Genomic DNA, 19,765 nt, shown 5'->3' on the forward strand with positions numbered 1-19,765 from the left:
AAATAATAAAAATGTATTATAGTAGAGGTATAAATATGAAAAAGTCAAAAGTAGTAGTTTCATTTAGCGGAGGAAAAGACAGTACTTTATGTATTTATAGAGCACTTAAAGATAATTATGATGTAATAGGTCTTATAAGTACGTTTGCAGAGGATGATGATACATGTTTTCATAAAATTCCTAAAAGTGTTCTGGAAGAGGTGGCAAAGTCATTAAATATACCTCTTATAAAAGTGAAATGTGACAGAAACAGCGTATATGACGAAGAATTTGAAAAAGCATTACAATATGCTAAAGAAAATGGCGCAGAGTTCTGTATATTTGGTGATATAGATATTGAAGAACATAGAAAATGGGGCGTTGACAGATGTAATAATGTGGGAATAAAAGAATTATTTCCATTATGGCAGGAAAATCGTGAAGCTCTTGTAAATGAATTTTTAGATTATGGCTTTAAGGCTATTATAAAAAAAGTAAATTTAAATGCTCTGGGAATAGAATTTTTAGGCAAAATATTAAGTAAAGATATTATAACTCAAATTAAAGAACAAGGAACAGATCCTTGTGGGGAAAATGGAGAATATCATACATTAGTTTTTGATGGACCTATTTTCTCTAAAAAAGTAGAGTTTAAAGTGCTTGGAAAAGAAGAAGTACAAGGATATGGATATTTAAATATTTTGAATTAACCGAGGGTTAATTAGAAGGGATATATTATATTATGAGTAAAAAAAATATTATGTTTTTAGGAACAGCATCTTCAGTAGGAAAGAGTACTATAGCAACTGCAATGTGCAGAGTGCTTGCAAATAGAGGCTTTAAGGTAGCACCATTTAAAGCATTAAATATATCACTTAATTCATATGTTACTAAGAGTGGGCTTGAAATGGGAAGAGCTCAGGTGGTTCAGGCTGAAGCATGTAGAATAGAAGAAGAAGCTCTTATGAACCCAGTTCTTTTAAAGCCAAGTGGTGATTTCACTCAGGTTATAGTAGAAGGTAAAGTATATTGTAATATAGAACCGTATAAATATAAGGAATTAAATAAGGAACTTAAAATTAAGGTAAAAAAAGCTTATGATAAGCTTAGTAAAAGGTTTGATTTTATAGTATTAGAAGGCTCAGGAAGCTGTGCTGAGATAAATTTAAGAAAAAGTGATATATCAAATATGGAAATGGCAGCTATGGTAGATGCACCAGTAATACTTGTAGCAGATATAGATAGAGGTGGAGTATTTGCATCAGTAGTTGGAACTTTACAGCTTTTAAGTGAAGAAGATAGAAACAGAGTAAAAGGTGTAATAATAAATAAATTTAGAGGTAATAAAGATTATTTTGAAGAAGGCCGAAAGCAACTTGAAAAAATAATTAATATACCGGTTCTTGGAGTAATTCCTTATAAAAAATTTGATATAGAAGATGAAGACAGCGTTACAGAAAGAATAAGAAATATTGAAAAAGATGGAGCTTTAGATATTGCAGTAATAAGACTTTCTCATATGTCAAACTTCACAGATTTTAATATATTAGAAAGAATAAATGGTGTAAATGTGAGATATGTAGAGAGAGCTGAAGAACTTAAAAATCCTAATATAATAATAATTCCAGGGACTAAAAATACTATAGAGGATTTAAGAATTATAAAAGAAACTAAGTTATTTAATAAAATCAAGGAAGCAAAAGAAAATGGAACCTTCATAATTGGAATTTGTGGAGGATATCAAATGCTTGGAAAAGTAGTTCTTGACAAGAGTGGTGTTGAAGGTGCAATAAGTCAGGAAGAGGGATTTGGATTCCTTGATATAAAGACAAGATTTAATGAAGAAAAAGTTACAAAGCAGACAGAAGCTAAGTTGTTATGTGATTTAGAAGATATATCAGGCATTGAGAATATCATAGTAGAAGGATATGAAATTCACAATGGTGTAAGTAAGATAGGTAAAGGTGTAGTACCTTTCATAAAAGGCAGTGATGGAGAAATTATAGGTGTATGTAATGATGAAAAGAATGTTATAGGAACATATCTTCATGGTATATTTGATAATGAAGAATTTTCTAGAATATTTATAAAAAATCTAAAAGAAAAAAATAATATCAAAATTACTGATGATGTAATATTAGAAAAAGTATCTGAGTATAAGGATAGCGAATATAACAGACTGGCTAAAATGTTTGAAGAGAATATAAATATGAGTATACTTGATAAGATATTAAATATATAGTAATGATATAAGAGTATGAGTTTTAATTATAAATTTCTTTGATTAAAATGAGAAAATGCTATCTGCTATTTAGTAGATGGCATTTTTTATGCAAATAATAATAGCTAACAAAGTGTTTTAGTTATTTAAAAGATTAATTCCATAATAATATTAATGTTGATATATAAATTAAACTCGTCAAGATTCTAATATATTTATTTATAAAATATATTTTATTTTAATGACGAGTTCATAAGAAAATTATATGTTTATTTTCTTAATATATTATTTGAAAAATATTTTTAATAAAAGATAAATTAAGTTTTACTCTTTTATTATTAAATTTGAATTATTTTATAACTCTAAGTACAGCAAGTACTATTAGTAGCACTCCAGATAGCCAAGATAAATCAAGATGCATTTTCTCAGCAAATTTTCTACCTATTAGCACTCCTATTAGGACACATAATATTCCAATAATAAAGCATAGCAAGAGAGTTTGGAAATAATTTATGTTGCATAAGCTTGAACCGAATCCAACTGCAAGACTGTCCAATGAAAGGGCTAAAGCAAGATAAAATGCTTCTTTTGAACTTAAATATTTTGATTTATCAAAATCGGCTTTAATTTCATCAGCATAAACTTGCAATACGAACTTGAAATCAAATAATTTAAAAGTAAGAGGTTTATCGGAATTTGAATGTTTTTTTATACATGTTTTAAATATACATTCAAATAATCTGTATACCCCTATTGAAATAAGTAATAAAAATCCTAATAAAACTGGAATTTTATCAGGAAGAAAATTTTTCACGATTGAACCGACAAATAGGGATAAGGCTAATGTAGCTGTGCAGACCAGATTTATAATTATAGCTGAGAGTATTGGAATTTTTATTTTTGATGTACCGTATGCAATGCTGGCGACAAATGAATCTATACATAAAGATGATACTAACAATAAGGATTCAATCATAAGTTTTACCTCTCATAGTTGTATATAAATCATAATATGAAAAAATGTATTATATAGTTACAAATTTTGATTACAACTGATTAAAGGCAACTTTATTATGAGTTTTCTTGAAAAAAAGTAATTTATGTGTATATAATTTTCGTGATATACTAAAAGGGTAATCAATATGTGAAGGCAGCAGGATGGAGGAAGAAAAATGTACAAACTAATTGCATTAGATATGGATGGAACTTTACTTACTAGTGAAAAGGTAATTTCAGAAGATACTAAAAAAGCTTTAAAGAAAGCTGAAGAAAAAGGTGTTAAGGTAGTACTTGCAACGGGAAGACCTTTAGCTGGTATAACAAGATTTTTAGAGGAATTAGATTTACTTAAGGGTGATGATTATGCTTTAAGTTTCAATGGAGGACTTGTATTAAATACAACGACACAAGAAAAAATATATGAAGCATGTCTTAAAGGTTCAGATTTAAAATATGTTTATAAGTTAGCACAAGAATTAGGTGTTAATATTCATGCTTTTTCTGCAAAAGAAGGGCTTATTACACCTAAAATGAGTCAATATACTGAACATGAAAGTAAATTAAATGGAATAGATGTTACAATAAAAGATTTTAATGATATTGATGATGATGAAGTTATAGTGAAAATTATGCTTATAGATCCACAAGAAATATTAGATGAAGCAATTAAAAAACTTCCAGAAGAATTATTTGAAAAATATAGTACATTTAAGAGTGCTCCATTCTTCTTTGAAGTAACGAATAAGAATGTAGATAAAGGAATGGGATTAAAGAAGCTTGGAGAATATTTAGGAATAAAGCAGGAAGAAATAATAGCTTGTGGAGATGCTGAAAATGACCTTTCAATGATTAAATATGCAGGTCTTGGAGTAGCTATGGCAAACGCTATGGATATAGTTAAGGAAAATGCTAATTATATAACTTCTTCAAATGATGAAGGTGGAATTGTTAAGGTAATAGAAGAATTTATTTTATAAAATAAATATTAATTATAGAAAATAAGGTACTGTAGTGAATATTAGCTGCAGTATCTTATTTTGTTTAGAAGTCTAAAATTTAAGATTCATAATCTGCATTCTTTTTAATAAATGATCCATTATCAATATCATCTAATGCAGTTAATAATTCTTTTTGGGTATTCATAACAATTGGACCATACCAGGCAACTGGTTCATCTAATTTCTTTGAGCTATATAAAAGGACCTCAGCACCATGATCTCCTGTTTCTAAGATGACACTATCACCTTCGCCAAGCTTAGCTGCTGTCTTTTCACTTACTTCAGTTCCACTTACTTTTATATCTCCAAGTAGAGTAAAGAGAAATGCTGACCATCCTTCTCTAACTGGTATTTCTACCTTGGCATGTGGTTCAAGATGAATATCATAAAAATCAAGTGGAAGATATTTACCTTGCCATCCAATTTCATCTTTATAATTACCTGTTATAAGACGAAGTTTTCCGCCTTCTAATGGAAACTCTTTTATTTCATCTACCGAAATTCCATGATAGGTAGGGGCTGCGACCATCTTATCCTTTGCTGGAAGGTTAAGCCAAAGCTGTGTACCTAAAAGGCGCTCACCACCTGGCATTTCTTCATGATATGCTCCTGAACCTGCTGTGAGCCACTGAGCTTCTCCATCATGAACAGTAGCTTCTGTTCCTAAATGATCACGATGTAACATCTGTCCCTTACTAACAAAACTTACTGTCTCAATTCCTCTATGTGGATGCATTGGAAATCCTTTTTCGTAATCAGCAGGATTTGTGCTATCAAATGCATCTAACATTAAAAATGGATCATAAATATCTGCTGTATCATTTCCAAGAACACGCACTAAGCTAACGCCTGCTCCATCCATTGATTTCTGTCCTTTTGTCTGATATATAACTTTTCTATTCATATTAATCTCTCCTTAGCTTATTATCTCATCTTAAAAATCATGTTGATGAGTTCCAGCTTTTCTTCATATGTTAATTTTCCTGTTATATCTGTAAGCATCTCACTGTTCTCAAGATAAATCTTCTGAATTATCTTATTTACCAAACGATACATTCCAATAACTATCTTTGAATCTTCTTTTGTAAAGTCAATAATTTAATCCCCTTATCAATTATCTATTGTTACAAGATATCTTGTAACCAGAATATATTCCTAATTAGAGATAGTGTCAAGTAAAAAATTTCCGCCATGAGAAATCAAGAGCGAAATATACGGTAATAAAGCTTCTAGAATTGGAAGCAAAATTTTTTTGCCAGATGAACTTTTAGTTGTTATAACATCAATAAAATATGAATTAGAATAGGTTAGCAATATAAAAGATTAGTAAATAAAAAAGGTATGGATAGTAGTCCATACCCTTTTATGTATATTATACAAATTCTATGGCTGTAGGTGAATTAACTTCTTGTGAAGTTATAAAATTAAGCATACCATTTCCTTTACCAATTGAAAAAATAGAAACGTTATTTGATTTTTCATTTGCACAGAATAAAAAATTACCAGAAGGATCTATATTAAAGTCCCTTGGAGAATCACCTTCGCATGAAAAGCTATTTAAATAATTAAGTTTTCCATCAGGTAGAATAGAAAATAAATTAATTGAATTATTTCCTCTGTCACTTGTATATAAAAATTTATTTGATGGATGAATTCTTATAGCAGCACCAGATTTTATACCATTATATTCAGGTGATGTACTGCTTATAATCTGAATATTATCAAAGAGTGATTCTTCAGATGGCTTATATTTTAAAACAAAAATTTCAGATGTTAATTCACTTATTACATAGTAATTTTGAGAATTTGAACAGACTATATGTCTAGGCCCAGTACCATCTGGAAATTTGAATGTTAAATCATTTATTTGATTAAGTTCACTGCCGTCTAACTCGTAAACTATAATCTTATCAATACCTAAATCTACAGAAAGAATATATTTATTATCTTTTGTTAAAATAGAAGAATGAATATGTGGCATATCCTGTCTTTCATGATTTATACTTTTACCTTCATGGCTAAAAGTTTTTGGATAATTCAAAATAATTCCTTCTAAAGTATTATAAACAATCATCTTATTTTCATGGTAATTTGAAGTGATTAAAAGCTGCTTATTGCTGTCTATACTTAAATGACAAGGTTGTTTTTTTTCTGAGATATTATAATTTATAAAATTTAGTGAATCTTGTTCTGGCCAATATTTAAATGATGATACCCCAGCTTCACCATCTATTCTGCAGGTAGAGTATAATATATGTCTTTCTCTATCAATGGCAAAATAAGTAGGATCTTTTATTTTATATGCTAAATTAAATTTTTCTATTGTCTTATTGTTTGCATTAAAGTTTATTCTATAGATTCCTTCACTGCCTTTGTCAGTATAAGTTCCAACAAAACAAACCATAAGATTGTGATGTAATACCATGATGCATGCCCCCCTATTAATTTTTTATATATAGTAAGTATATCACGAATTACAAATATTTTATTTATAATAATAATATTACATAAATGTTTATTTTTAAATTAATTATAAATATAGCTTTTTAAAATTAAAGTATAAAAAAATATGTTAAAAAAATGAAAAATAGTTAGATAATTATACAAAAAAATCACAAATGATTATTTTGGTTTTTGTGCATAATAAAATAGAAAAAATTATATGAATAATTGATATAGTGTAAAATTTTGGTATAATAATTATGTACTTAAAGAGAAAGCACTAAGCAAAGAAAAGGGGGATAAATCATGCCAATAAAAATTCCAGTAGAACTACCGGCTTACAAGGTATTAAGCAATGACAACATATTTGTAATGAATAATGAAAGGGCAGATACACAAGATATAAGACCATTAAAAATAGCAATATTAAATTTAATGCCTAAAAAGATAGTTACTGAAAACCAACTGTTAAGATACTTATCTAATACACCTCTGCAGGTAGAGATAAAGCTTATTCAGACAAAAAGCTATACATCACACAATACTTCTCTTGAACATTTAGAGAAGTTCTATAGCTATTTTGATGAAATAAAGGATGAAAAGTTTGACGGGCTTATAATAACAGGGGCACCCGTAGAAAAAATGAAATTTGAGGATGTTGCATATTGGGATGAGCTTACTAAAATAATGGACTGGAGCAATAAAAATGTATTTTCAACATTACATATATGTTGGGGAGCTCAGGCTGGATTATACTATAACCACAATGTACCTAAATATCTATTAAAAGAAAAGATGTTTGGAGTATTCTCACACTGGGTATATGATGAAAAAGCTGATATTACAAGGGGACTTAGTGACGTATTCTATGCACCCCATTCAAGACATACAGAAGTACGCAGAGAGGATATAGAAAAAGTACCTGGCCTTGAAATACTTGCTGAATCTGATGAGGCTGGAGTATTTATTGCTGCAACTGAAGATAGGAGAAAAGTATATATTACAGGCCATCTTGAATATGATAGGAATACATTAAGAGATGAATATGTTCGTGATTTGGAAAAAGGTGATGAAATAGCTATACCTAAGAATTATTTTAAGAATGATAATCCAGATGAGAGACCAGTACAATCTTGGAGGGGCAGTGCAAATATAGTATTTGGAAATTGGCTTAATTACTGCGTATACCAAAATACTCCATATGATCTTAATAATTTGAAAGAATTGATATTAAATAAAATATAAATATATAGTTAATAGAAAAGAGGCTATATACCAATGCTTAAAGCTGCATAAGGTATATAGCTGCTGTTATTTGTATTATTAAAATTAATGGTATTCCTATAGTAAATTTAAGATGTTTAGTTTTATGTCTAAAAACATTCATTCCCAAAAGCATTCCTATAGAACCGCCAATTATTGAAATACCTATTAAGTTTTTTTCAGGTATTCTCCATTCTTTGTGAATAGCACGGTTCTTATCTATAAACATTATTAAAAAACCAGTAAGATTAATAATTATAAGATATATAATGAAGATTTTCATAATTATTCCCACCTTTATAAGAAGTGTCTTATAAAAATGATATCATAATTAAAGCAATATTACTTAGTTATTTTATACTTAGAACTTTTTTACATAAATTAACCGCCAAGAGTTACATCCTGTTTATTGTACCAGGAAAGTGCATCATAAAAGTGAGATTTCTTAAAAGCAGGCCATAAATCATCAATTACAAAAAAATCTGCGTAAACAGATTGAACAGGAAGAAAGCCGCTAAGTCTTCTACGTCCTCCCCATCTTATTATTAAGTCAATCCTAGAAATATCTTTTGAATGTATGTAAGGTAATATATGGCTGTTAGGGTGAATTTGATTTTTTAATAAATTTAAATCCCATTCCCATCCATAGTTAATAAGAAAGTTTACTTTTATACCTCCATTACCGAATTTACGTCTTTCTGTATAAGGAATTAATTCTTTAGGAAAGCAGGAAGAGTTAATATTTCCTACTACCAATATTTCGCAGTTTTCTTTAGTCATAAGTTCTACAGATTCTACACATGCCTTTGTGAATGCAATTTTTTGTTCACTAGGTCTTTTTGTATTATCCATGGTAAAACCATAAAAAGTAACTTCTTCTATATGTTCTTTTTCACATAGTTTAAAAACTTGGAGTCCAGGGTTTATTCCATGGCTGTATCCCATATCTTTTGTCATCCCATTAGATAATGCCCAACGTCTATTTCCATCAGGAATTACACCAATGTGTTTTGGTAATCTCATATTATCAGCCCCTTATTATTTTTCTTTTATAATTTTAACCAATAAGAATTATAAAAATACAAAAAAATAAACCCGCAATGACATTAGGAAATCATTACGGGCCGCCATATCTAAGGAGAATGGCTGAGTTATTTTTTTAGGGATAAATAACTATTAACGACTTTTCAAGTTCATTATATGGACAAAATGTGACAATTCTGTGTCTAATATATTAAAAAAATATAAACCTTTTCAAAAAAAATTAAAATTATTGAATTGTGAGAAAAATATTATATTAAAATCTATGCTATATATACCGTATTCTTGATATTTTAATAATATTAACTAGACTTGTGCAGCAAATAGGAAAAATTTAATCTACTAGTCCTAATTTGGAAATAGTAGACTCTAGACTAATCCCGTTATCCGCACATTTATGTGCAAAAGCAACCATTTTTACCGAATAATTGTTTCGGAAGTGTATTATTACATCTCCAATATTCTTTAATTTATACAATTTACCATATTTAACTTAAATTAATGCACAAGTCAAGTAATATTAAATCATTAAATATAAAATAAGTAGATATGTTGGATAAATGCATATATAATAAAAAATATCAAAAGTATATATAAGAAAGGGAGATATGAGTGATTGAAGTGAGATATAAGAATACAGAAGAACAGTTTCTTGAATTTTCAATGTATAGAGCTGTAAATTCTAAATCTTATAAGAGAAGTGTAAAAATGAAAACTACAATGGTTTCGATAATGCTTATTGTTTCAAGTATTGTTTATGGATATGTGAGTATGATTCAAATTAATGATGAAAAAATAAGAAAGGTTGGAATTGTTTTTTCGGCAGTATTTTTTATTTTGGGGGTAGTAAACATATTTGTGTTTCCAAAGTATATTTATAGAAATTTAAAAAAGACAATATTGAAGAACCTTAAAAGTAGTAAGGACATGTTTGGAAAGACTATTAAAGTGAGATTTGATAAAGATACAATAGAAGTATTTAGTGGGAAATCAAAACTTAAAATAGATATTAATTCTGTTTTAGATATTGTAGAAATGAATGAATATGTAGGTGTTTCAATAAGAAATTATGCAGGGCTTGTTATACCAGTAGCGTCATTTAAAAAAAATCAGGATAAGGCTGAGTTTATCAATAATATAAAGGCTTATCTTGATAAAAGAAAATAAAACTGATAATATTTATTATCTAAAAGTAATTAAGTTAGCGTAAGTAAAATCATGTTTTATGGTTAGTTACTTATGCTGACTTATATTTTTTTGTTTAGAGATTATTAAGTAGTACAGGAGGCAGCATAATGGCAGTAAATCCAAAAAGGCAAAAAGAATTAAGGACTTTAGGCTTTGTGCTTCAAAATGACAAAGAGCATTTCTCAGTAAAATTTTTAAGTAAAGCAGGTAGTTTTACAGTAAATGAGTTAAGGAATATAGCAGATATTGCAGAAAAATACGGGCGAGGATATGTAAATGAAAATGTAAGACTTCAGATAGAAGTTCCATGGATAAAGGCTGAAGATGTAGAAAAAGTTATTGAAGAAGCTGAAAGAGCTGGACTTAAGCATGGAGGCGGGAGAGAAAAGATAAAAATATCTGCTACATGTAAAGGTACTATGTGCTCTCATGGAAATATTGATACTAAAAAAATATGTAGTGAGCTTGAAGAAAAGTATTCAGATATAAAAGATATACCTTGTAAATTCAAAATAGGCGCTGTTGGTTGTGCAAATAATTGTGGTAAAGCCAATATAAATGATATTGGAATTATGGGAAGATCATTTCCTGCCTTTGATATAGAAAAGTGCGTAGGATGTGGATTATGTATTAAAGTATGTAAGGAAAATGCATTAAAGCTGGTAGATAAAAAGATAGTGTTTAATGAAGAGTTATGTGTCAGTTGTGGAGACTGCATAAGAGTATGCAAATTTAAATCAGCATATGAAAAACAAAATGGAGTGGATATTCTTGTTGGAGGAAGATTTGGTAGAAAAATAAGAATAGGTGATTCTTTAGGAAGAATATTTAATCAGGATGAAGTAGTTAGTGTGGTAGATGTAATATTAGAGTATTACATAAAAAATGCAGACAAAGGAGAAAGAATGTCTTCATTAGTAGATAGAATTGGTAAAGAAAAATTTATATATGATGTATTAGACATATTTGATAAAAAGAATACAAAATAATATTAAAAAACCTTAGTCAAAATTTTGATTAAGGTTTTAATTATTTATAAAAAAATTCAAAAAGGAATTTAAACGAGAATTAAATTCTTTTGGGAAAACAATTACAATAAAAGTGATAAAAAGATAGAAAGTAATATATGACAATAATTATAATTAATATTTATATTGTAATTGTTTTCGAAAATATAAAAATATAATTCTTTACACCGTAAAAAAGAAAAAACGACAAAAATAAATGGGTTTTATAAGATATTTGAAAAAAATTATTGCATATTGTAAAATAATGTAAATATAAGAAAATAAAGGAGGTATAATATTTTTATGGAAGATAATTAAGAAAATTTATTTTTATAAGAGATAGTAATAGGAGGGAATAGAATTGAGAGAAAAATTTAAGAGCGGGATAAAGGTTAAAATTTCCACAGCAATTAATGCGATTAATATACTATCATTAATTTGCATATTATTATTAAGTTTTGTAGGTTACAATAGAATTGGCATTTTAAAAGGCAATATTGAGAATATTTACAATAGAGATATACAGCAGATGTCAAAAAGTAGAAATATTGCAGAACAGTTAGCATAATTACAGCTTAATATATTAAAGCAGGTTGCATATTATGAAGAAAGTTTAGATACTGAAATAGGTGACTGTATATATGAGCTAAATAGAACAATAACTGGATATACAGAATCATTGGATGAAGAAGAAAAGATTAATGCATCAAAATTAACTGAATCATTAAATAAATATGTAAAGGAAAAACCTAAAGCAATTATTCTTGCACCAGTTGTTGGAGATGAATTTATGGAAAAGGGTATTCTTTTATGTACATATGATCAAAATATAGAGGGACTTGCTGAAACAGTAGGTGAAGTAGTTAAAAAAATTGCAAACGGTGAAAAACTTGAACCAGTTACTGTCTCAGAAGGGAAATTATTATCTAAGTAGTTTACAACTATAGAAAGTAATTTTTCTTAAATATTTGTATATAAAGCATATGTGAATGTATTTTAATTTACATATGCTTTATTTCTATATAAAAGATTAAATAATAATTGATCATAATAATCAAATGTAAAGCTTAGACTTTTACTTACGGAAATCTAATAATAATTGTTGATTAGTTGATTAATTGAAGGAAATAAGATATCATACAATTAACGTGTGACAGGAAGTAATAACTTAAGAAAGATAACAATTATAAGTGCTATATGTTATAGATTTCATAGGTAAATGAGGAATATCTGAGGTGGAGAAATGATTGGATTAATAGGAATAAAGAAAAATACTCCTATAGAAGTTAGGGAAAAGCTTAGTATACATCCCAATAAAATAGAACATTATACAGAAGAACTGCTAAAATTGCTAAAGGAAGTGGTGATTTTATCAACATGTAATAGGACAGAAATTTATTTTAATGATTTTTCGGAGAATGAAGAAATATTAAAAGAGATTTTTGATGTGCTTAATTGGGATTATGAATTTAGAGAATATGTATTTATAACAAGAGGAAGTAATGCACCAAAACATTTATTTGAAGTGTGTTGTGGTTTCCATTCTAAAATAGTAGGAGAAGACCAGATACTTGGGCAGGTAAGAAGTGCCTATGAATATGCTCTTCAATATAATTCTGTATCTCAGGAACTCCATAGATTATTTCAGGAGGCTGTAACCTGTGGGAAGAAGTTTAAGAATGAATCTAAACTTTTTGAAATACCAGTATCATCTGCATCTATAGTGGCAAATGAGAGTATAGATAGAGGATGCAGAAGATTTATGGTAATGGGATATGGAGAGGTTGGAAAGCTTGTTATGAAGTATATCCTTTCACATAAAGCAGAAAAAGTATACCTTGTAGTTAGAAATATGAAGATAGAAGAAGAGATAGAGGATGAAAGAGTAAAAGTAATAAGCTTTAGTGAAAAGAATGAATATATAGATGATGTTGATTGCATAATAGGATGTACATCTGCACCTCATACTGTACTTAATAAAGAACATATTAATGAAAAGGGTAGAAGGTTATTAATATATGACCTTGCAATTCCAAGAGATGTAGAAAAGCAGGTTACAGAATTAGACAGGGTAGAAGTACATAATATAGATGATATAAGTACTATAAATGATGAAAATAAAAGACTTAGAATTGAAAAGATGCAAGAGAACAAATACATACTCGATAAATATTTTAATGAATTTGATGAATGGGTAAAATTGAGAAAAGTATCAGATAAAATTCAAAGTATAAAGTCATTAGGTGATGAAGTCTGCGAAAAGAGAATGACTACTTTTAAAAATAAGTGTAAAGATGATAGGGATATAGATCTTGCCAATATGCTTATAAAGAGTACATCTGATTTTTATATAAATAGAGCAATTAAAGTTATTAAGGAAGAAACTTTAAAAGGGCGTGAAGAAGAATGCATGGAAATAATAGAAAAGATATTCAAGATATAAGCCTAAATAAAATTGACTATACTTATATTTCATTAATGTCTAAGAAAGTGAGAATAGGAGTAATAGGTGGTGGAAAAGGCGGACAGATAAAGACACGTCATTTTGTAAATAATAAGTGTAATGTAGAGGTAATCTCAAAGGATTTTACACAGGAACTATTAAAGTTAGCAGAAGAAAATGAAGAATATCTTACTTTAATAAATAGAGAATTCAATATTGAATTCTTAAAGGATAAACATATTATAGTTATTGCATCAAATGATGAAAATATAAATGATATTATAAGAAAATATTGTGATGATAATTACAAGATTTATATAGATGCTTCTGATTTTACAAATGGAATTGGTGTAGTGCCAGCAGAAAGGTCTAGTAAAACAATGAATTTTGCACTTAATACTAAACAAGGGAATCCTAAAGGTGCAGTACTTATGTGCAATAAAATACAGAACTATATAAGCGAGTATGATGACTTTATAGAACTTACTGGTACAATAAGAAATAATGTTAAAAATTATCCTGAATATAAAAGGGATGTATTGTCATACATATACAGTAGTGAATTTGAAGAAGCATATAAACGTGGTGATTATATAGAATCATTAAATGAAAGATATGGAAACGACATAATTAAAAAGTTACTAATGTAAATATAGTTTTTATTATATTTATGAAAATAGGAACAAAAATACGGAGGTTTGTGAGACTATGAACAAAATGATTATAGCAACAAGAAAAAGTAAATTAGCTCAGGTTCAGACTGAAATCATTATGGATAGCCTTAAGAAAAAGTTTGATATAGATAGCGAAAAATTATTAATAGTTACAGAAGGTGATAAAAAGCTGGATGTGGCATTAAATAAAATAGGTGGAAAAGGATTATTTGTTAAGGATATTGAAAAAGCTCTTTTAGAAAAGAAAGCTGATGCAGCTGTTCATAGCATGAAGGACGTTCCATTTGAATTAAGTAGTGAATTTGAAATAACGGCTGTAACTGAAAGAGAAGATATAAGAGATGTACTTATTTCTAAAGATAATATTAAATTCAAAGATTTAAGACAAAATGCCAAGATAGGAACAAGCAGTATTAGAAGGGCAGCACAGCTTAAATTATTAAGACCTGACCTTGAAATAGTACCTATAAGGGGTAATGTTCAAACAAGACTTAAAAAGATGGAAGATGAAAATTTAGATGGAATAATACTTGCAGCAGCAGGTCTTAAAAGATTAGATTTAGAAGACATAATAACAGAATATTTTGATCCTAAAGAATTCCTTCCAGCAGTAGCACAAGGAGCTCTTGGAGTTGAATGTCTTAAGGAAAGTGAATCTTCAAAATATTTTAAAAAGCTTGAAAATGCTGAAGCAAGGCTTACAGTTGAAGCTGAAAGAAGCTTTATGAGAGCACTTAATGGAGACTGCCATTCACTTATTGGCGCATATTCTGAAATACGTGCCAATGATTTATACATGATTGGAATATATGAAATAGGTGGGAAAATCATAAAGAAGGATATTTGTGGCAGAAAAGAAGACTATGTAGAACTTGGAAAGAAGTTAGCAGAAAAAATTTTAAAAGATACTGAAGATAAGGAAAAATAATGGTTAATAATATTTAATTTTTAATTTTAACCATACTGAAGTTAGGAGATGAGTAGAAATGAGTAAAGCTTATATTATAGGAACAGGTCCTGGAGATGAAGAATTACTAACTGTAAAAGCTGTAAATGCATTAAAAAAGTGTACTGCTGTCTTATATGATAGATTAGTTTCAAATAATATTTTAAATTACTTAAATGATGATTGTCTTGTTTATTATTGTGGAAAAGAGCCTGGTGCACACTACAAGACTCAGGAAGAAATAAATGAAATGCTTGTAAAGCTTGCAAAGGAAGGTCATATAGTAGGTAGAGTAAAAGGTGGAGACCCATATGTATTTGGACGTGGAGGAGAAGAGGTATTAGCTTTAGAAGAAGAAAATATTCCTTTTGAAGTTATACCAGGAGTAACATCTCCAATTGCAGTTCTTAATTATGCTGGTATCCCAATAACTCATAGAGGTATAGCGCAAAGCTTTCATATAGTAACAGGAATGTCTGCAAAGAATCTTAATGTAAACTTTAAGGCACTTGCCATGGAAGAAGGTACTCTTGTATTTATGATGGGATTAAGCAATCTTGATAATATAAGAGAGCAACTTATAGCAAATGGAAAAGACCCAGAAACACTTTGTGCAGTTGTAATGAGAGGAACATGCAGCAAGCAGAAAAAGGTTATAGGTACATTAAATAATATAAGTGAAAAAGTTAAAGAGGCAGGCCTTAAGTCACCATGTATTATAGTTGTAGGTGAAGTTGTAAAATTAAATGAAAAATTAAGTTGGTATGAAAAGAAACCTCTTTTTGGGAATAACATATGTATTACAAGAAGTCAGAAACAAGGAGCTTCATTAAGACAGAAGTTAAGAGATTTAGGTGCTGAAGTTACTTCAATAAGTGCCATAGAAATAAAGAATACAGCTGAAAATCTTGATGAATATTTAGATAAACTTGGACAATTCGATCATATTGTATTTACTTCGGTAAATAGCGTTAATATATTCTTTGATTATTTAATAGAAAAAAGATATGATATAAGAAGGCTGAAAGCACAGATTTATGCTATAGGAAAAGCAACATGGGAAAGCCTTGAAAAAAGAGGAATAATATGTTCTGTAAAAGCTCGTGAATTTACAGGCATAGGTCTTGTAGAAGCATTAAAGCCTCATATAAATTCAGGTGATAAAGTACTTATTCCATGTTCATCAATTGCAAAAGAAGATGTAGCAGAAGGTTTAAGAAAAGCTGGTGCTGAAGTTTATAGGGTATCTATATATGATACAGTAAAAGGTAAGGTAAGAAATCCAAAGGCTTTTGAAGAAGTTGATATAGTATTCTTTACAAGTCCATCAACAGTTTATAATATGATTGATATGGTTGGATTAGAATCTATAAAACAAAAGCATGTTATTGCAATAGGACCAAGAACAAACAAAGCCTTAGAGGAGCTAGGAATAAATGCTGATGTGTGCAAAGAACACTCAGAAGATGGATTTATAAAAGAAATTATAGAAATATTATCAAGATAAAAAGAGTATATTAAGTCTTATTTTATTTAAAAATTGAAATAATTATATGATATTATGTATTTATAAGTGAAGAACATTAAAGGTAACAAGCATAGTATATACTGAGATATAAACTTTAAGTATTAATAAACGGAGATAGTTTTATGGAGTGTATAATATCAATTGTTATTCTACTCTCACTTATGATAATAGGTATATTATTTTATAATGGAAAATGTGCATTTCTCATATCTGGATATAATATGCTGGATGAAGAACAAAAGAAAGAGTATGATGAAAAAGCATTACTTAGATTTATGTCATATGTAATATTTATAGTAGATATATTATGTGCTGTAGCATTTTCAGGAACTTATTTTAATCTTGAATGGCTTAGCATTGTTGCAGCAATAGCCATTATATTTTGTTCTGTTTTTGCAAGTATATATTGGAATACAGGAAACAGGTTTAAAAGAAAATAAGGTATTACTATTTTTGTGAATTAAATATATTTCATTAATAAGTGAATTAATATTATTAATAGTGGAGGGGTAATAAGTTATGGGTTTATGAAAACAGATATCTGTAAAGAGTAAACTATTATCTTATAGCTTCTTCACTATAAATTATTTAACATATATTATAGTGACAGTTGTAAAAAGTTTTTTTATTATACATAGTTACTGGAAAAATTAAAATAGAGTTGGAGGAATTGAAATGTTAAAAAGAGGAAGAAGATTAAGAGCAAGCAGTGCAATAAGAGATATGGTAAGAGAAACTGTAGTTAATACTAAAGATCTTATATATCCTATATTTGTAGTTGAAGGTGAAAACATAAAGAATGAAATTTCTTCACTTCCAGGAAATTATCATTATTCTATAGATAGATTACATGAAGTTATAGATGAAGTTGCTGATGCTAATATTGCAGGAGTTCTTTTATTTGGAATACCAGATCACAAGGATGAATGTGGTAGCGAAGCTTATAATGATAACGGAATAGTACAAAAAGCTGTAAGAAAGATTAAAGAATTAAGACCAGATATGCTTGTAATAACTGATGTATGTATGTGTGAATATACTTCTCATGGACATTGTGGAATAGTTCATAATCATGATGTAGATAATGATGAAACATTAAAATACTTAGATAAAATAGCAATATCTCATGCAAAAGCAGGAGCAGATATGGTAGCACCTTCTGATATGATGGATGGAAGAATTGGCTCTATGAGAAAGGCTTTAGATGACAAAGGATTTACCAATGTAGGTATAATGAGTTATTCTGCTAAATACTGTTCAGCATTCTATGGACCATTTAGAGAAGCAGCAGATTCTGCACCACAATTTGGAGATAGAAAGACTTATCAAATGGATCCAGCAAACAGACTTGAAGCATTAAGAGAAACAGAAATGGATATACAAGAAGGCTGCGATATGATAATGGTTAAACCAACACTTTCATATCTTGATGTAATAAGAGAATGTAGAGATAAGTTTGATATGCCATTAGTTGCTTATAATGTAAGTGGAGAATTTGCAATGGTAAAAGCAGCAGCAAAAGCTGGACTTATTGATGAAGAAAGAATAATTATGGAAATCTTAACATCAATAAAAAGAGCAGGAGCCGATGTTATAATTACATATCATGCTCTTGAAGCAGCAAAAACTTTAAATAGTTAACAGTTACTTGTTAACTGTTAACTGCAACAGAGGGGTGTGTATAATGAGTAATAAACAGATTTTTGAAGAATCACAACACTATATGCCAGGAGGAGTAAACAGCCCTGTTAGAGCGTATAAAGGTTTAAATATGAATCCGCCAATAATTAAATCTGGTAAAGGCGTAATAGTTAAAGATGAAGATGATAATGAATATATAGATTTTGTATTAGCATGGGGACCTATGATATTAGGCCACTGCGATGAAGATGTTGTAAATGCTATAAAGACTACTGCTAAAAAAGCATTAGCATTTGGAGCACCAACTGAACTTGAATTAGATCTTGGAAAATTCATGTGTGAAAATCTAGATAATGTAGATATGCTTAGAATGGTAAACTCAGGTACAGAAGCAACTATGAGTGCTGTAAAATTAGCAAGAGGATATACTAAGAGAGATAAGATAGTTAAATTTGCAGGATGCTATCATGGACACTATGATGGATTCTTAGTAGAAGCAGGTTCTGGAGTAATGACAAATGGAATACCAGGATCCCCAGGAGTACCACAAGGTGCTATTGAAAATACTTTAATCGGTGTTTACAATGATAAAAAGCAAATAACCGAGTTATTCGAAAAGTATGGAAATGAAATTGCAGGAGTTATAATTGAACCAGTTGCAGGTAACATGGGTGTTATAAAAGCTGAAGATGACTTTATGGTAACTTTAAGAGAGTTATGCGATAAATATGGAGCACTTTTAATATTCGATGAAGTTATGAATGGATTCAGAGTGGCATTTAAAGGAGCACAAAGCTTATTTAGCGTAGAACCCGATTTACTTACATATGCAAAGATAATGGGAGGCGGACTTCCATGTGGTGCATATGGTGGAAGAAGAGAAATAATGGAATGTCTTTCACCTCTTGGTCCTGTATATCAAGCTGGAACTATGTCAGGAAATCCAATAGTTATGGCAGCAGGTCTTGCAACTCTTAAAAAGCTTAAGAACAACTTAGAATGGTATGACCACATAGAAAAGATGGGAGCAAAGCTTGAAAGTGGAGTAAAAGAAATCGCTTCTAAATATAATATTCCAGTAGTTATAAATAGAGTTGGTGGAATGTTTACAATCTTCTTTACTGAAAACAAAGAAGTAAGAGTTTATGATGATGTTAAGACATGTAATGTAGATATGTTCAACAGATACTTTGAAACTATGATTAATAATGGAATAAATATAGCACCATCACAATTTGAAGCTGTATTTTTAAGTGTAAAGCATGAAGAAGAACATATAGATAAATTCTTAGAAGCATTTGAAAAGTTTGCAATGAATGAAAGTAAATAATGTGATTAAGCTCCTTCTAAAAGTGTTGCTTTAATCACAGAAAATGTATTTACAAACAATTATAT

Annotated in this window: 21 protein-coding genes and 1 pseudogene; 15 read left to right on the forward strand and 7 right to left on the reverse strand. The window is 29.0% G+C overall.

All coding sequences use genetic code 11. From position 1 onward, the window contains the following. The first annotated feature begins 35 nt into the window (after positions 1–35). Together HF850_RS02065 and HF850_RS02070 are read left to right on the forward strand one after the other, a co-directional pair. A complete protein-coding gene (locus HF850_RS02065) occupies positions 36–689 on the forward strand; it encodes a diphthine--ammonia ligase (protein WP_169103826.1) in 654 nt (217 codons plus the stop codon). A gap of 32 nt (positions 690–721) precedes the next feature. Further along, on the forward strand, positions 722–2,221 hold the full coding sequence (locus tag HF850_RS02070; RefSeq protein ID WP_169103827.1) for a cobyric acid synthase: 1,500 nt from the start codon (positions 722–724) through the stop codon (positions 2,219–2,221). A gap of 328 nt (positions 2,222–2,549) precedes the next feature. On the opposite strand, the gene ytaF is transcribed toward HF850_RS02070, so the two are convergent. Further along, the gene (gene ytaF / locus HF850_RS02075) at positions 2,550–3,176 is read right to left on the reverse strand and encodes a sporulation membrane protein YtaF (RefSeq protein WP_169103828.1); all 627 of its coding nucleotides are present in this window, start codon (positions 3,174–3,176) and stop codon (positions 2,550–2,552) included. 196 nt (positions 3,177–3,372) lie between these two features. Between ytaF and yidA the strand changes: the two genes are divergently transcribed. Further along, positions 3,373–4,176 carry a sugar-phosphatase gene (gene yidA, locus HF850_RS02080; protein ID WP_169103829.1) on the forward strand — a complete coding sequence of 268 codons (804 nt, stop codon included), beginning with the start codon at positions 3,373–3,375 and terminating at the stop codon, positions 4,174–4,176. Between the two features lie 79 nt (positions 4,177–4,255). Here yidA and HF850_RS02085 read toward each other — a convergent pair whose 3' ends face one another. The 3 genes from HF850_RS02085 to HF850_RS02090 form a co-directional block, all read right to left on the reverse strand. Continuing rightward, a complete protein-coding gene (locus HF850_RS02085) occupies positions 4,256–5,101 on the reverse strand; it encodes a pirin family protein (RefSeq protein WP_169103830.1) in 846 nt (281 codons plus the stop codon). A gap of 20 nt (positions 5,102–5,121) precedes the next feature. Continuing rightward, on the reverse strand, positions 5,122–5,244 hold the full coding sequence (locus tag HF850_RS15960) for a hypothetical protein (RefSeq protein WP_279285823.1): 123 nt from the start codon (positions 5,242–5,244) through the stop codon (positions 5,122–5,124). Positions 5,245–5,569: 325 nt separating this feature from the next. After that, a complete protein-coding gene (locus HF850_RS02090) occupies positions 5,570–6,622 on the reverse strand; it encodes a lactonase family protein (RefSeq protein WP_169103831.1) in 1,053 nt (350 codons plus the stop codon). 323 nt (positions 6,623–6,945) lie between these two features. Here HF850_RS02090 and metA point away from each other — a divergent pair, with 323 nt between their 5' ends. Further along, positions 6,946–7,884, forward strand: coding sequence for a homoserine O-succinyltransferase (metA, locus tag HF850_RS02095; RefSeq protein WP_169103832.1), 939 nt, complete (start codon positions 6,946–6,948; stop codon positions 7,882–7,884). 37 nt (positions 7,885–7,921) lie between these two features. Here metA and HF850_RS02100 read toward each other — a convergent pair whose 3' ends face one another. The 3 genes and pseudogenes from HF850_RS02100 to HF850_RS02110 all read right to left on the reverse strand — a co-directional run. Then, entirely contained in the window at positions 7,922–8,188 is a 267-nt protein-coding gene (locus tag HF850_RS02100) for a DUF1294 domain-containing protein (RefSeq protein WP_169103939.1), read from the reverse strand. Between the two features lie 95 nt (positions 8,189–8,283). Beyond that, a complete protein-coding gene (locus HF850_RS02105) occupies positions 8,284–8,925 on the reverse strand; it encodes an undecaprenyl diphosphate synthase family protein (RefSeq protein WP_169103833.1) in 642 nt (213 codons plus the stop codon). A 352-nt stretch (positions 8,926–9,277) separates the two neighbouring features. Beyond that, positions 9,278–9,436, reverse strand: a pseudogene (locus HF850_RS02110) (IS701 family transposase); the annotation flags it as partial. A gap of 119 nt (positions 9,437–9,555) precedes the next feature. Here HF850_RS02110 and HF850_RS02115 point away from each other — a divergent pair. From HF850_RS02115 to hemL, 11 genes are all read left to right on the forward strand, one after another. Further along, the gene (locus HF850_RS02115) at positions 9,556–10,110 is read left to right on the forward strand and encodes a hypothetical protein (RefSeq protein WP_169103834.1); all 555 of its coding nucleotides are present in this window, start codon (positions 9,556–9,558) and stop codon (positions 10,108–10,110) included. A 128-nt stretch (positions 10,111–10,238) separates the two neighbouring features. Next, positions 10,239–11,120, forward strand: coding sequence for a 4Fe-4S binding protein (locus tag HF850_RS02120; protein WP_169103835.1), 882 nt, complete (start codon positions 10,239–10,241; stop codon positions 11,118–11,120). A gap of 379 nt (positions 11,121–11,499) precedes the next feature. Next, the gene (locus HF850_RS02125) at positions 11,500–11,706 is read left to right on the forward strand and encodes a hypothetical protein (RefSeq protein WP_169103836.1); all 207 of its coding nucleotides are present in this window, start codon (positions 11,500–11,502) and stop codon (positions 11,704–11,706) included. 111 nt (positions 11,707–11,817) lie between these two features. Then, positions 11,818–12,072 (forward strand): hypothetical protein, encoded by a 255-nt coding sequence (locus HF850_RS02130; protein WP_169103837.1) that lies wholly within the window; start codon positions 11,818–11,820, stop codon positions 12,070–12,072. A gap of 309 nt (positions 12,073–12,381) precedes the next feature. Continuing rightward, on the forward strand, positions 12,382–13,581 hold the full coding sequence (gene hemA, locus HF850_RS02135) for a glutamyl-tRNA reductase (protein WP_169103838.1): 1,200 nt from the start codon (positions 12,382–12,384) through the stop codon (positions 13,579–13,581). Then, positions 13,545–14,231: an NAD(P)-dependent oxidoreductase gene (locus HF850_RS02140; RefSeq protein ID WP_169103839.1), complete on the forward strand. Its 687-nt coding sequence runs from the start codon at positions 13,545–13,547 to the stop codon at positions 14,229–14,231. The genes hemA and HF850_RS02140 overlap by 37 nt, the downstream gene beginning before the upstream one ends. 58 nt (positions 14,232–14,289) lie before the next feature. Beyond that, positions 14,290–15,183 carry a hydroxymethylbilane synthase gene (gene hemC / locus HF850_RS02145; protein WP_169103840.1) on the forward strand — a complete coding sequence of 298 codons (894 nt, stop codon included), beginning with the start codon at positions 14,290–14,292 and terminating at the stop codon, positions 15,181–15,183. Positions 15,184–15,241: 58 nt separating this feature from the next. Further along, the gene (cobA, locus tag HF850_RS02150) at positions 15,242–16,708 is read left to right on the forward strand and encodes a uroporphyrinogen-III C-methyltransferase (RefSeq protein ID WP_169103841.1); all 1,467 of its coding nucleotides are present in this window, start codon (positions 15,242–15,244) and stop codon (positions 16,706–16,708) included. Between the two features lie 143 nt (positions 16,709–16,851). Next, on the forward strand, positions 16,852–17,169 hold the full coding sequence (locus HF850_RS02155; protein ID WP_169103842.1) for a DUF3784 domain-containing protein: 318 nt from the start codon (positions 16,852–16,854) through the stop codon (positions 17,167–17,169). Positions 17,170–17,404: 235 nt separating this feature from the next. After that, complete coding sequence (hemB, locus tag HF850_RS02160; RefSeq protein WP_169103843.1) at positions 17,405–18,370, forward strand: porphobilinogen synthase; 966 nt, start codon at positions 17,405–17,407, stop codon at positions 18,368–18,370. A gap of 43 nt (positions 18,371–18,413) precedes the next feature. Beyond that, positions 18,414–19,700 (forward strand): glutamate-1-semialdehyde 2,1-aminomutase, encoded by a 1,287-nt coding sequence (gene hemL, locus HF850_RS02165; RefSeq protein WP_169103844.1) that lies wholly within the window; start codon positions 18,414–18,416, stop codon positions 19,698–19,700. The last annotated feature ends 65 nt before the right edge of the window (positions 19,701–19,765 follow it).

Source organism: Clostridium sp. SM-530-WT-3G, assembly GCF_012843905.1.
GTDB lineage: Bacteria > Bacillota > Clostridia > Clostridiales > Clostridiaceae > Clostridium.

What these genes read in the sequence shown, in the direction of transcription:
- HF850_RS02065 (WP_169103826.1), top strand. Translation starts at nt 36, where the DNA reads ATGAAAAAGTCAAAAGTAGTAGTTTCATTTAGCGGAGGAAAAGACAGT.
- HF850_RS02070 (WP_169103827.1), top strand. Translation starts at nt 722, where the DNA reads ATGAGTAAAAAAAATATTATGTTTTTAGGAACAGCATCTTCAGTAGGA.
- ytaF (WP_169103828.1), bottom strand. Translation starts at nt 3,176, where the DNA reads ATGATTGAATCCTTATTGTTAGTATCATCTTTATGTATAGATTCATTT.
- yidA (WP_169103829.1), top strand. Translation starts at nt 3,373, where the DNA reads ATGTACAAACTAATTGCATTAGATATGGATGGAACTTTACTTACTAGT.
- HF850_RS02085 (WP_169103830.1), bottom strand. Translation starts at nt 5,101, where the DNA reads ATGAATAGAAAAGTTATATATCAGACAAAAGGACAGAAATCAATGGAT.
- HF850_RS02090 (WP_169103831.1), bottom strand. Translation starts at nt 6,622, where the DNA reads ATGGTATTACATCACAATCTTATGGTTTGTTTTGTTGGAACTTATACT.
- metA (WP_169103832.1), top strand. Translation starts at nt 6,946, where the DNA reads ATGCCAATAAAAATTCCAGTAGAACTACCGGCTTACAAGGTATTAAGC.
- HF850_RS02105 (WP_169103833.1), bottom strand. Translation starts at nt 8,925, where the DNA reads ATGAGATTACCAAAACACATTGGTGTAATTCCTGATGGAAATAGACGT.
- HF850_RS02120 (WP_169103835.1), top strand. Translation starts at nt 10,239, where the DNA reads ATGGCAGTAAATCCAAAAAGGCAAAAAGAATTAAGGACTTTAGGCTTT.
- hemA (WP_169103838.1), top strand. Translation starts at nt 12,382, where the DNA reads ATGATTGGATTAATAGGAATAAAGAAAAATACTCCTATAGAAGTTAGG.
- HF850_RS02140 (WP_169103839.1), top strand. Translation starts at nt 13,545, where the DNA reads ATGCATGGAAATAATAGAAAAGATATTCAAGATATAAGCCTAAATAAA.
- hemC (WP_169103840.1), top strand. Translation starts at nt 14,290, where the DNA reads ATGAACAAAATGATTATAGCAACAAGAAAAAGTAAATTAGCTCAGGTT.
- cobA (WP_169103841.1), top strand. Translation starts at nt 15,242, where the DNA reads ATGAGTAAAGCTTATATTATAGGAACAGGTCCTGGAGATGAAGAATTA.
- HF850_RS02155 (WP_169103842.1), top strand. Translation starts at nt 16,852, where the DNA reads ATGGAGTGTATAATATCAATTGTTATTCTACTCTCACTTATGATAATA.
- hemB (WP_169103843.1), top strand. Translation starts at nt 17,405, where the DNA reads ATGTTAAAAAGAGGAAGAAGATTAAGAGCAAGCAGTGCAATAAGAGAT.
- hemL (WP_169103844.1), top strand. Translation starts at nt 18,414, where the DNA reads ATGAGTAATAAACAGATTTTTGAAGAATCACAACACTATATGCCAGGA.